Source organism: Chryseobacterium viscerum (assembly GCF_002899945.2).
Classification (GTDB): domain Bacteria; phylum Bacteroidota; class Bacteroidia; order Flavobacteriales; family Weeksellaceae; genus Chryseobacterium; species Chryseobacterium viscerum.
Genome location: NZ_PPEG02000001.1, coordinates 77,330 through 89,580, shown reverse-complemented (window position 1 = coordinate 89,580; position 12,251 = coordinate 77,330). Strand labels below are relative to the sequence as shown.

Genomic DNA, 12,251 nt, shown 5'->3' with positions numbered 1-12,251 from the left:
TCTCCGGGAGATTTACAATTTCCGATCTAACACAAATTTACTATCTAATTGATAATAAATAATATTAAAATGCGGGATTTTTTTCTCCAGAAAATAAATTACCTCTTCAAGCTGTTCTTCAGATATTTCCTCTGCCTTTATTTTGAAGCCTTTGTTTAAATAACTTCCAAAGTAGAACCCATCTTTCAGAACCTCAATTTCATGATCGGATGTCTTTTTGAAGTTGGGGTTTTCCAGATCTCTTTTGGATAAGGCATTTATTAATTTATGTTTCCCTAAATGATTGGTGACAATCCCCCAGGAATAAATAGGAAGCGCCACTTCAATTTTTTTGATAGGGTAGTCTTCCATTTTAGAAAGATAGCTTTTCAGAATGTTGACATCAAGAATAGAATTCTTATCAGAATTTTCCAGAGGCGATGAAGTGGAGTAGCACATCAGATAAACTTTTTCAACAGGAGGAATTCCGGTCTGCTTTTTATCTTTCACCTGATGAAGACGAAGGGTGCAGGTAATTTCTTTTCCGGAAATCTTTTTGAGTTCTTTCAGGAATTTGAAATAATCATTCCGTGTTCCGGCAGTCCAGTCACAGTCGATTTGGATTTCATTGTTTGTTTTCAGTTGATATTCTTCCGCTTTCTTTTGAATTAAAAGATGAATGCTTTCCGCCAGAAATTTAATCTCTTCTGCAGAAATACCCAGCAATGTCTGATTGGTAATAAACACTGTAGGAACAATCTGTTTATCGGTCTGAAAACTTTTGTCTTTAGTAATAACTGCTACCGGCTGAAATTTCCCGTTCACTTTATCCACATCAAAAAATCTTGTGTACAAATAGGGAACCGTTGCCTTGTCTAATGCTTTCTTCTCTTCACCCTCAAGCTTTAATTTGGTTTTCCAGTAATAAAAGGTATAAGGATGATTTTCTTTCCTGTTGCATGACACAATAAGGAAAAGAAGAAATAGAAATAAAATTTTAAAATTTTTCATGGGTATAAATCACTCTTGCAACCACCATTCGGCTCAGCCATAATTTTTTCAAAAGTAAAGATATTTAAGCAGAATATAAACCGTAAAATCCCGGTGATTGGCGATTATAAAGGCACAAAGCAAAAGAATATCCTATTTATGTATTATGATTTGTTCAAATGCAGTAGGTTGTATCACTATTCTTCTCCTTCGGAAGGGTGGTAAAAGGTGGTATCTCACAACAAGAAAACCACCCCAGATGGAGCGGCTTTCTCTATATACTATTTAACTACTTGTAAAGTTCACTTTCGCAGGCGCAGGTTTCTTTATCAATACTTTCACTGGAAGAACAGCAGCCCTCAAGGTTTTGAACATTTCCTTTCTGGTCGGTGAGATAAATTTTATTTTTGTCAAATTTCACCAGGAATGTTTCTTCGAATTTTTTGAAAACGACTTTCATTACTTTATTAGGAGCATATTTACCAGCATTTATTTCTTCTTTTGTCTCTTTTCCGTTAGCTTGATTCACCTGAACATAGCCAAAATGAACATCTCCATTCTTTTTGATATCCAGATAATAATGAGGAGTACCCGTACCGCTATATCCTTTCATGATATCAAAACTTCTATGTCCAACAAAAGGAACATTTACTTGCGCTAAAGAAAAAATGCTGATGCAAAATATAATTAAGCAGAAAATCTTTTTCATATATATTTTTTTCAAAAGTAAATATATTTGAGCAAAACAAACACCGTAAAAACCCGGTTATTGCAGATCATTGATTGTGACTTTAGAATATCAACAGAATACATATTGCCATTCTCTCTTTGAGTGGGCAAATCTATAATGTAACGAACGGAGTGGTTTATTGCAAAAACAAAACCACTCCTAAGAAGAAGTGGTGGTATATAATTTAGGTAAAGCTTAATTAAAAAACAGTTGCTGCAAGCTGAATTCTTGCATACTTATTAGACGGATTCCACATGGCCATCATAGATAGAGGAAGGCTGTAATGATCCGTTATCTTTACTACTTTTCCTGCTTTTACGCCCACATTTACGATGTCAAAGCTATTTTTGCCATTGCCATATAGAAAAGTCTTATCATTAAGAGCAAATCCGGCTCCTACAAAAGCATCCAGATTTACTTTCTGGTCTTTTATGACGGGATAGCTTGCCTGTACATAGGTAGAATATCTGTTTTTCTTATAACTTCCGTCTGCTTCCAGAATAACTTCTCCCGCATTGGCGCCTCCGTAAAGCATAATATCTGCCTCAATATTAATGGGAAATGAAGGTCCGAAAGTATAGTTGGTTCTTAGATCAATAATATGAGCTGTTCTTCTCTGTGAATAGCTGAAGATATCATCAGCCGCCACTGCGGTATTAATATTCCTGGAGTTATAAAGGTCCCATAATCCAATATAAAAACGTCCGTCAGAATATTGAACATAATAATTGATCTCTTTGTAATGGGTATTGTCCTTATCATCTGCTAATGCAGAAGCGCCCCAAATTCCTACTTTCCATTTTTTCTCCGCATCCAAAGCATAGGAAAGATTTCCCATGACCACAGGTTTATCAGTGATGATAAGCCCTCTCCATAAATGATTGTTCTGAATATTGGCTGTAAAATCAAGTCTTCCTTCTTTGGTTTCCTTGGCTTCACCATTTTCCTGTGAAAATAACCTTCCTGTGCCTATCGCCAGAAGGAAGATTCCTTTTAAGATTTTTCTCATCATGTGTTTATTTTAAAAATCCATATAATAATGCAGCAATAACAGCTCCGATAATTGGACCTACTACAGGAATCCAGGCATATCCCCAATCACTGCTCCCTTTTACAGGAAGGATTGCGTGCATGATTCTTGGAGCAAGGTCTCTTGCCGGATTGATGGCATATCCTGTTGTTCCTCCCAGAGACAAACCTATTACCCATACCAGAAACGTAACGGGAATAGCTCCTACAGTACCTAATCCTACTTTTGCTGTTGGGTCAGCTTGTAATGAAATACTAGGATCAGAAAAATGGAAAATAACAAATACCAGTACAAATGTTCCGATAATCTCACTGATAAGATTAGAAGATGTTTTTCTGATGGCAGGACTCGTACTGAAGCAGGCTAGCTTTGCTCCTTCATCTTCGGTAATGGCAAAATGATCTTTATTAAATAGCCATACCAGAAATGCACCCAGCATTCCTCCGATCATTTGTGCGGCGATATAAGATGGAACCAAGTCCCATGAGAATTTTCCTGCAGCTGCAAGACCAATGGTCACAGCTGGGTTCAAATGGGCCCCACTTATTGGCCCTGCAACGGTTACTCCCACAAAAACGGCTAGTGCCCATGCGGTAGTAATAACAATCCATCCGGAATTATTTCCTTTCGTATCTTTTAAGACAACATTGGCTACAACACCGTTGCCTAACAATATAAGAAGCATCGTTCCGATAACTTCTGCAATAAATGGGGTCATATAAGTTTTTTTTAAATGAGTGAATTAATCTTCTATCCAGCTTTGAGCACTTTTTACAGCTTTCTTCCAGAAGTGGGTCATTTTATCCACTTGCTCTCTGTCCAGTTGAGGGTAAAAGTCCTTGTCTACTATCCATTGTTCCTGGATCTCGTCTATATTTTTCCAGTATCCTACTGCAAGACCTGCAAGATAAGCGGCACCTAGCGCTGTAGTTTCCAGCGTTTTTGGACGTGTTATTTTAACCCCGAATAAATCAGACTGTATCTGCATCAAAAGATTGCTTGCTGATGCACCTCCGTCTACTCTTAGCTCAAGACTCTCTCTTCCTGAATCTGCTTCCATAGCTTTTACAATCTCATACACCTGGAATGCGATTCCTTCCAGTGTAGCTCTTGCGATATGGGCATCGGTAGTACCACGGGTAATTCCTACAATCGTTCCGCGGGCATATTGATCCCAGTAAGGAGCGCCAAGACCCGTAAGTGCCGGAACGAAATATACTCCGCCATTATCGGGTACGGAAGCAGCCAATTCGTTCACCTGATCTGAAGAATGAATGATTTTAAGCCCATCTCTTAGCCATTGAATGGCTGCACCTCCTACAAATACACTTCCTTCCAGTGCGTAGTTCACCTCTCCATTGATTTTCCAGGCTACGGTTGTAAGAAGATTGTTTTTAGAAGAAACGGCTTCTGTACCTGTGTTCATTAATAGGAAGCATCCTGTTCCGTAAGTGTTTTTTACCATTCCCGGAGTGGTACACATCTGACCAAATAAGGCAGCCTGCTGATCACCGGCAATACCAGCAATTGGAATTTTAGTAGAGAATAGAGTCGTCGCCGTTTCTCCATAGATTTCGCTGCTTTGCTTAACCTCAGGAAGAATCGCTTTAGGAATGTTGAATAATTCTAAAAGATCATTGTCCCATTCTAAAGTATGGATGTTCAGAAGCATTGTTCTGCTGGCATTGGAAACGTCTGTGATAAACATTTTCCCACGGGTCAGCTTCCAGACAAGCCAGGTATCAACGGTTCCGAAACATAATTTTCCTTCTTCAGCCTTTTGTCTGGCTCCTTCTATATTATCAAGAATCCATTTTAGTTTGGTCGCTGAAAAATAAGCATCCAGAACAAGTCCTGTTTTTTCTTTAATAATCTCAGCGTGTCCCTGGTCTTTCAGTTCATCACAATATTTTGATGTTCTGCGGTCCTGCCATACAATAGCATTGTAGATGGGTTCACCAGTTTCTTTGTCCCAAACTATCGTGGTTTCACGTTGATTTGTAATACCGATGGCAGCAACTTCCAGTCCGGAGATTCCTGCTTTCGCTATAATTTCTGCTGCTACGGAGATTTGTGATGACCAGATTTCGTTGGGATCATGCTCTACCCAGCCCGGGGTAGGAAAGATCTGTTCGAAATCTTTTTGTGATACATATTTTATTTCTCCACTGTGGTTAAATAAAATCGCTCTGGAAGATGTTGTTCCCTGATCCAAAGCGAGAATCAATTTCTCATTCATAGGTAGGATGTTAATATAGGTTGATAACTTTTGGCGAATAAGGAGTTAATAGATATCCTTTTGCCAACTCAATGAATTCATTTTCCTGTTGCTGTGCCCATTCTTCGGTAAAACCTTTTTCTTCAGCAATGATTCTTGCAATATTGTGAGCGCAGTCTATCGCTGCTCTTGCATCTAAAAATAGGAGACGTACTCTTCTTGCGAGAATATCCTCAATAGTTTCTGCCATTTCATTTCTTACTGCCCATACTATTTCTGCTACGGTGAAATCATGGTCGGGATGGATTTTCTGTGCATAGCGAGGATTACTTTCCTGAAGAGCTTTTATAGCAGGTATATCAGATCCGTAGACGTAAAGGTGATTGGTTCTGTCTACTTGTTCAGGTTTCACATTTCCATGGATGGAAAGGTGTTCTGTTTTAGATGGAGAATTTCCCAATCGGTGAACTTTCATGGCTTCATCTACTGTATCTTCTGCCATTTTACGGTATGTGGTCCATTTTCCTCCGATAATAGAAACTAATCCTGTATCTGAAGTAATGACTTTGTGGCTTCGGGAAACCTCTTTTGTGCTTTTGCTTCCGTCTTTAGGAGCGGCAAGAGGGCGAAGTCCTGCGTACACTGATTTTACATCTTCGCGGGTCGGTTTTTTAGCTAAATATTGTCTGGCTGTATTTAAGACAAAATTAATTTCCTCTTCTAGAGCACGGGGTTCAAAACTTTCATCTTTCAGAAGGGTATCTGTAGTTCCTACCAGAGCTCTGTCATGCCAAGGGACAACAAATAAAACTCTTCCGTCTGAAGTTTTCGGGATCATAATCGCATCATCACTTTTCAGGAATGATTTATCCAGTACCAGGTGAATTCCCTGGCTTGGCACAACAAGCTTACCATGCTTAGGATTGTTCATATTAAGAATGTCATTCGTAAATACACCTGTTGCATTGATGACCACTTTACTGTGAATCTCATATCGCTGCTTTGAAAACTGATCTTCCGCAACGACACCTATTACTTTATCAGAAGCATCTTTCAAAAGGTTGATTACTTTTACATAATTAACAGCAGTTCCCCCTTTTTCAATAATGGTTTGGGTAAGGTTTACAGCAAGCCTGGCATCATCAAATTGTCCGTCCTGGTAAACAACACCACTCATTAAGTGATTTTGTTCAATAGTGGGAAGCTTTTCAATGGTTTTTGATTTGCTGATGTATCTTGTTTTCCCAAGACTTAGTTTTCCGGCAAGGAAATCGTAAACGGATAGCCCAATCTTATAATAGATTCCGCCCCACCAGGTGTAGTTTGGGATAATAAAAGACTGATTTTTTACGATATGCGCTGCATTTTTTGCCAAGAGACCTCTTTCTTTTAATGCTTCTTTTACCAATCCGATATCTCCCTGGGCAAGATATCTAACTCCACCATGTACCAATTTGGTACTTCTGCTGGATGTTGCTTTTGCGAAGTCATGAGATTCAAGCAATAAAGTTTTGAATCCTCTGCTTACTGCATCTAATGCTGAACCTAAACCACTGGCTCCTCCTCCTATGACAATAAAGTCCCATTCTTTTACATCGGTTAACTTACTTAGTTCTTCGTTTCGTTTCATAAATGTTTCGTTTATGTTTCGTTTTCAAATATATAAATTAAAAATGAAAGCAAAAAGAAAATAAATGAAATTTTTAGATGTGAAAAAAAATCGGTATTTTTGATGAAACGAATAAAATGGAAAAGCTACTACCAAGGCAGGATGAAATACTAAAAGAGCTTGATGAGAAAGGACATGTGCTTGTTCAGGATCTGTGCGAAAAGCTTAGTGTTTCTTCGGTTACGATCCGAAAGGATCTGAACTATCTCGAAAGTTTGGGGCTTCTTTTCAGAAATCATGGAGGAGCGAGTAAGCAGGTGAGATATGCTTATGAGAAAAATGTAGGAGAAAAGGAAAATATCAATGTGGAAGCGAAGCAGGCTATTGCAAAAGCAGCTTTGTCCTTGATCCAGGAAAACGATTGTATCATATTGGCTTCCGGAACAACGATGCATTATCTTGCCAGAATGCTGGTGAATTTTGGACCGCTTACGGTTCTGACCTCTTCTTTAAGAGTGGCAATTGAACTTTGTAATAATCCTAATATTAATATCATTCAGTTAGGAGGTGAAGTGCGCAAGAGTTCTACTTCTATAGTAGGTTCTATTTCCGAAGGAATTCTTAAGCAGTTTTCCTGTAATAAACTTTTCTTGGGGGTAGATGGAATTGATCCTGAATTCGGAATCAGTACTTCTAATGCCGCAGAAGCTCATCTGAATCAGATCATGATGGAGTGTGCAGATCAAACGGTAATTCTTGCAGATTCTTCAAAATTGAATAAGAAAGGGTTTGGTAAAATAGCAGCTTTGGATCAGGTGGATTATCTGATCACAGATCATGGTATCTCTATTGAAGAGAGGGCTGAACTGGAGGAAGTAGGGGTAAATGTTATTGCTAAATAACACCGTCATCTTAATTTCTTTTTTAAAATCAAAATAAATCTTTGGGAAATTTGTTCTGAATTTTTTCAAAATCATCTAATTGATTAAAAATCAAAATATTTTACTTGAAATATTTGTCAGTTATAAAATTATTCATACATTTGCACACTCATTTTACGGGCGTAGTATGCCTATATCAAAAGTAGAAATTACTTCAGACTCGGAAAAATGGTAATGAATAAAGGATAAATTTTATTATAATATAAACAATGTCAGGTATTATTGGAAAAAAAATCGGGATGACATCTCTGTTTGACGAGAACGGCAAAAACATGCCTTGTACCGTTATTCAAGCAGGTCCATGCTCGATTTTACAGGTCAGAACCTTGGAAAAGGACGGCTATACAGCTGTTCAATTGGGTTTCGATGACAAGAGTGAGAAGAACGTTGGTAAAGCGTTAGCTGGCCATTTTAAAAAGGCTGGTTCTGCTCCTAAAGCTAAATTGGTAGAATTCCACAACGGATTCGCTGATGTGAAAGTAGGAGAAGAAGTAAAAGTTGATTTGTTCACTGAAGGTGAATATGTTGACGTAACAGGAACTTCAAAAGGTAAAGGCTTCCAGGGTGTTGTTAAAAGACACGGATTTGGAGGTGTAATGCAGGCAACTCATGGACAGCACAACAGACTTAGAGCTCCAGGTTCTATCGGTGCTGGTTCAGACCCTTCAAGAGTATTCAAAGGGATGAGAATGGCTGGAAGAATGGGAGGTGAGCAGGTAACTGTTCAAAACCTTCAAGTGTTAAAAGTTGATCAAGAACAAAATCTTTTAGTAGTAAAAGGTGCTGTTCCGGGAGCTAAAAATTCTTATGTAATTATCAGAAAATGGAACTAGTAGTATTAAATACATCAGGAAAAGAGACCGGAAGAAAAGTAACTCTAGACGAAACAGTATTCGGAATTGAGCCAAATCAGCACGCGGTTTACTTAGAAGTTAAACAGTACCTTGCTGCACAAAGACAAGGGACTCATAAAGCAAAAGAAAGAAGCGAAATTACTGCTTCTACTAAAAAGCTTAAGAAGCAAAAAGGATCAGGATCTGCTAGATATGGTGATATTAAATCTCCAACTTTCAGAGGTGGAGGTAGAGTATTCGGACCTAAGCCAAGAGACTACAGATTCAAATTGAACAAAGCTCTTAAGAGATTAGCTAAGAAATCTGTTTTATCTCAGAAAATGAGAGACAACAGCATTAAAGTTTTAGAAGATTTGAGCTTTGGTGCTCCTAAGACTAAAGATTTTATCAATGTATTGAATGCATTGGAACTTAACGGTAAAAAATCTTTATTCGTTCTTCCTGAAGCTAACAAGAATGTGTATTTGTCTTCAAGAAACTTACCTAAAACTAAAGTAATGAACTTCAACGAGATCAGTTCTTACGACTTAGTAAATGCAGGTGAGATTATTTTCTTCGAAGGTGCAGTTGAAAAATTCCAGGAAAATTTAAAGAAATAAGTCATGTCTATTATTATTAAACCAGTTATTTCAGAAAAGGCTAATTACCTTACAGATTTAAGAGGTTCTTATTCTTTCTTAGTTGAACCTAAGGCGAATAAAATCCAGATTAAAAAAGCTGTTGAAGCAGCTTACGGTGTAAAAGTAGCAGACGTTAACACAATGATTTATGCTCCGAAGGTTTCTTCAAAGTACACTAAAAAAGGTCTTCAAGTAGGAAAGACAAACAAATTGAAAAAAGCGGTAATCAAACTTGCTGAAGGTGAGGTTATCGATATTTTTGCTGTAAATTAATTATTAATTATAAATAATAGTAATGTCTGTTAGAAAATTAAAACCTATCACCCCGGGACAGAGATTCAGAATTGTAAACAATTTTGAAGAAATTACTACCAACAAACCAGAGAAATCTCTAACAGTTGGTATTAGTAAGTCAGGTGGACGTAACCAAACTGGTAAAATGACCATGCGTTACACCGGAGGTGGACACAAAAAGAAATACAGAATTATTGACTTCAAAAGAAACAAAGCAAACGTTGAAGCCACTGTAAAATCTGTAGAATATGATCCAAACAGAACTGCATTTATCGCTTTATTAGAGTATGCTGACGGAGAGAAGAGATATATCATCGCTCCAAACGGTATCAAAGTTGATCAGAAAGTAATTTCTGGTGAAAGCGTAGAACCAAATGTAGGGAACGCAATGAAGTTGAAAAACATTCCTTTGGGTACTGTTATTTCTTGTGTTGAAATGAAGCCTGGTCAAGGTGCAATTTTAGCAAGAAGTGCTGGTTCTTCAGCTCAATTAACTTCAAGAGACGGGAAATATGCAATCATCAAATTGCCTTCAGGAGAATCTAGAATGATCCTTACTGAATGTTATGCAATGATTGGATCAGTTTCTAACTCTGACCACCAGTTAACTGTATCAGGTAAGGCTGGTAGAAGCAGATGGTTAGGTAGAAGACCAAGAACAAGAGCTGTTGTAATGAACCCAGTTGATCACCCAATGGGAGGTGGTGAAGGTCGTTCTTCAGGAGGTCACCCAAGATCTAGAAACGGTATGCCTGCTAAAGGTTACAAAACCAGAAAGAAAAATAAAGCGTCTAACCGTCATATCATATCTAAACGTAAATAATTATGGCAAGATCACTTAAAAAAGGACCATTCATTCATCATACTTTAGATAAGAAGGTTCAGACAAATATAGAGTCTGGTAAGAAGACAGTTATCAAAACTTGGTCTAGAGCATCAATGATCTCTCCGGACTTCGTAGGACAAACTATTGCAGTACACAACGGGAAATCTTTTATCCCTGTTTATGTTACAGAAAACATGGTTGGTCACAAGCTAGGCGAATTTTCTCCAACAAGATCTTTCAGAGGTCATGGTGGTAACAAAAACAAAGGAAGCAGATAATCATGGGATCAAGAAAAAGAGAAAGTGCATTAGCACGTAAATTGACAAACCAAGATGTAGTAAAAGCAATACACAATGATTGCCCATCTTCTCCAAGAAAAATGAGATTAGTAGCTGATATCATTAGAGGAGAGCAGGTAGACAAAGCTTTATACATTCTAAAATATTCTAAAAAAGACGCATCTAACAAGTTAGAAAAAGTATTGCTTTCTGCAATGGCTAACTGGCAAACTAAAAACGAAGGTGCTGATATTGAAGAAGCAAATCTTATCGTTAAAGAAATTTTTGTAGACAGTGCAAGACAATTGAAGAGACTAAGACCAGCTCCACAAGGTAGAGGGTATAGAATCAGAAAAAGATCAAACCACATTACATTAATCTTAGGTAAAAAAGAAAATTAATCAAGGTATGGGACAGAAGACAAATCCAATTGGTAATAGATTAGGTATCATCAGAGGATGGGATTCTAACTGGTTTGGTGGAAACGATTATGGAGACAGAATCGCTGAAGACTACAAAATCAGAAGATACCTTGAGGCTAGATTATCTAAAGGTGGTATTTCAAAAATTTATATCGAAAGAACACTTAAATTAGTTACAGTTACAATTACTACTGCTAGACCGGGACTTATCATCGGTAAAGGAGGTCAGGAAGTTGATAAATTGAAAGAAGAATTGAAGAAACTTACAGGTAAGGATATTCAAATCAACATTTTCGAAATCAAAAGACCTGAATTAGACGCTGTACTAGTTGCTGATAGTATTTCTAAGCAAATTGAAAACAGAATTTCTTACAGAAGAGCTGTTAAAATGGCAATGGCAAGTACTATGAGAATGGGTGCTGAAGGTATCAAAGTTCAAATCTCTGGTAGATTGAACGGAGCTGAAATGGCAAGATCAGAATCTTTCAAAGACGGAAGAATTCCATTGTCTACTTTCAGAGCAGATATCGATTACCACTGGGCGGAAGCTCACACTACTTACGGTAGATTAGGGGTAAAAGTATGGATCATGAAAGGAGAAGTTTACGGTAAAAGAGAACTTTCTCCACTAGTGGGACAACAGAAAAAAGGAGGTCAGTCAGATAGAGGAAACAGAGGAGGAGACAGAGACAACAGAAGACCTAGAAAAAACAACAACAATAACAATAATAATTAAAATTTTAGATTAGAAATTTTGAATTTTAAATTACCGTTACTTTTTTAAAATTAAAAAAAATCTAAAATCTAAAATCTAAAATCTAAAATTTAGAAATTATGTTACAACCAAAAAGAACCAAATTCCGTAGAGTTCACAAGATGAAGATGAAGGGGAATGCCCAAAGAGGTAGTCAACTTGCTTACGGAACATTTGGGATCAAAGCGACGGAAGGAGCTTGGATCACTGCAAGACAGATTGAAGCAGCTCGTATTGCTGCGACAAGATATATGAAGAGAGAAGGTCAACTATGGATCAAAATCTTCCCAGATAAGCCAATTACTAAGAAACCAGCGGAAGTACGTATGGGTAAAGGTAAGGGTGCTGTTGAATATTGGGTAGCTGTAGTAAAACCTGGTAAAATTATGTTCGAAATCGGAGGTGTACCTTACGATATCGCTAAGGAAGCTTTAAGACTTGCTGCACAAAAATTACCAGTAGTTACTAAATTCATCGTTGCTAACGATTTTGTTAAACCTCTATAATCTTTGAATACAATGAAAAATGCTGATATTAAAAATTTAAGCGCGGGTGATATTCAAGCTCAATTAACTGAAGCAAAAGCTCAATATTCTAAATTGAAGTTGGCTCATGCAATCAGCCCAATTGAAAACCCGATTCAAATCAGAGATTTGAGAAAAGCAATCGCAAGACTAAACACTGAGTTAACTAACAAACAATAATT

At 37.5% G+C, this 12,251-nt stretch carries 16 protein-coding genes; 10 read left to right on the top strand and 6 right to left on the bottom strand.

The features are described 5' to 3' along the window. Positions 1-12: 12 nt before the first annotated feature. The 6 genes from C1634_RS00475 to C1634_RS00450 all read right to left on the bottom strand — a co-directional run bounded on the left by C1634_RS00475 (position 13) and on the right by C1634_RS00450 (position 6,577). Positions 13-990 carry a hypothetical protein gene (locus C1634_RS00475; RefSeq protein ID WP_109737757.1) on the bottom strand — a complete coding sequence of 326 codons (978 nt, stop codon included), beginning with the start codon at positions 988-990 and terminating at the stop codon, positions 13-15. A gap of 268 nt (positions 991-1,258) precedes the next feature. After that, a complete protein-coding gene (locus C1634_RS00470) occupies positions 1,259-1,678 on the bottom strand; it encodes a hypothetical protein (RefSeq protein ID WP_103231561.1) in 420 nt (139 codons plus the stop codon). A gap of 220 nt (positions 1,679-1,898) precedes the next feature. Then, entirely contained in the window at positions 1,899-2,711 is an 813-nt protein-coding gene (locus tag C1634_RS00465) for a hypothetical protein (RefSeq protein ID WP_103231560.1), read from the bottom strand. Positions 2,712-2,715: 4 nt separating this feature from the next. Further along, positions 2,716-3,447: an MIP/aquaporin family protein gene (locus tag C1634_RS00460; RefSeq protein WP_103231559.1), complete on the bottom strand. Its 732-nt coding sequence runs from the start codon at positions 3,445-3,447 to the stop codon at positions 2,716-2,718. Between the two features lie 24 nt (positions 3,448-3,471). After that, on the bottom strand, positions 3,472-4,968 hold the full coding sequence (glpK, locus tag C1634_RS00455; RefSeq protein ID WP_103231558.1) for a glycerol kinase GlpK: 1,497 nt from the start codon (positions 4,966-4,968) through the stop codon (positions 3,472-3,474). A 10-nt stretch (positions 4,969-4,978) separates the two neighbouring features. Further along, positions 4,979-6,577, bottom strand: a complete 1,599-nt coding sequence (locus tag C1634_RS00450) for a glycerol-3-phosphate dehydrogenase/oxidase (protein ID WP_103231557.1) — start codon at positions 6,575-6,577, stop codon at positions 4,979-4,981. Between the two features lie 116 nt (positions 6,578-6,693). Here C1634_RS00450 and C1634_RS00445 point away from each other — a divergent pair, with 116 nt between their 5' ends. The 10 genes from C1634_RS00445 to rpmC all read left to right on the top strand — a co-directional run bounded on the left by C1634_RS00445 (position 6,694) and on the right by rpmC (position 12,249). Beyond that, positions 6,694-7,458, top strand: coding sequence for a DeoR/GlpR family DNA-binding transcription regulator (locus C1634_RS00445; protein ID WP_103231556.1), 765 nt, complete (start codon positions 6,694-6,696; stop codon positions 7,456-7,458). Positions 7,459-7,706: 248 nt separating this feature from the next. Then, positions 7,707-8,330 (top strand): 50S ribosomal protein L3, encoded by a 624-nt coding sequence (rplC, locus tag C1634_RS00440; RefSeq protein ID WP_103231555.1) that lies wholly within the window; start codon positions 7,707-7,709, stop codon positions 8,328-8,330. After that, a complete protein-coding gene (gene rplD, locus C1634_RS00435; RefSeq protein WP_045491156.1) occupies positions 8,321-8,950 on the top strand; it encodes a 50S ribosomal protein L4 in 630 nt (209 codons plus the stop codon). Before rplC ends, rplD begins: the two co-directional genes overlap by 10 nt. A gap of 3 nt (positions 8,951-8,953) precedes the next feature. Then, a complete protein-coding gene (gene rplW / locus C1634_RS00430) occupies positions 8,954-9,244 on the top strand; it encodes a 50S ribosomal protein L23 (protein ID WP_047380577.1) in 291 nt (96 codons plus the stop codon). 22 nt (positions 9,245-9,266) lie between these two features. Then, the gene (rplB, locus tag C1634_RS00425; RefSeq protein WP_103231554.1) at positions 9,267-10,088 is read left to right on the top strand and encodes a 50S ribosomal protein L2; all 822 of its coding nucleotides are present in this window, start codon (positions 9,267-9,269) and stop codon (positions 10,086-10,088) included. 2 nt (positions 10,089-10,090) lie between these two features. Continuing rightward, positions 10,091-10,369, top strand: coding sequence for a 30S ribosomal protein S19 (gene rpsS / locus C1634_RS00420; protein WP_034702850.1), 279 nt, complete (start codon positions 10,091-10,093; stop codon positions 10,367-10,369). Positions 10,370-10,371: 2 nt separating this feature from the next. Then, positions 10,372-10,770: a 50S ribosomal protein L22 gene (rplV, locus tag C1634_RS00415; RefSeq protein ID WP_034694674.1), complete on the top strand. Its 399-nt coding sequence runs from the start codon at positions 10,372-10,374 to the stop codon at positions 10,768-10,770. Positions 10,771-10,777: 7 nt separating this feature from the next. Beyond that, positions 10,778-11,527 (top strand): 30S ribosomal protein S3, encoded by a 750-nt coding sequence (rpsC, locus tag C1634_RS00410; protein WP_076353263.1) that lies wholly within the window; start codon positions 10,778-10,780, stop codon positions 11,525-11,527. Between the two features lie 98 nt (positions 11,528-11,625). Beyond that, positions 11,626-12,051, top strand: a complete 426-nt coding sequence (gene rplP / locus C1634_RS00405; RefSeq protein WP_029297776.1) for a 50S ribosomal protein L16 — start codon at positions 11,626-11,628, stop codon at positions 12,049-12,051. A gap of 12 nt (positions 12,052-12,063) precedes the next feature. Then, positions 12,064-12,249 (top strand): 50S ribosomal protein L29, encoded by a 186-nt coding sequence (gene rpmC / locus C1634_RS00400; RefSeq protein WP_103231553.1) that lies wholly within the window; start codon positions 12,064-12,066, stop codon positions 12,247-12,249. The last annotated feature ends 2 nt before the right edge of the window (positions 12,250-12,251 follow it).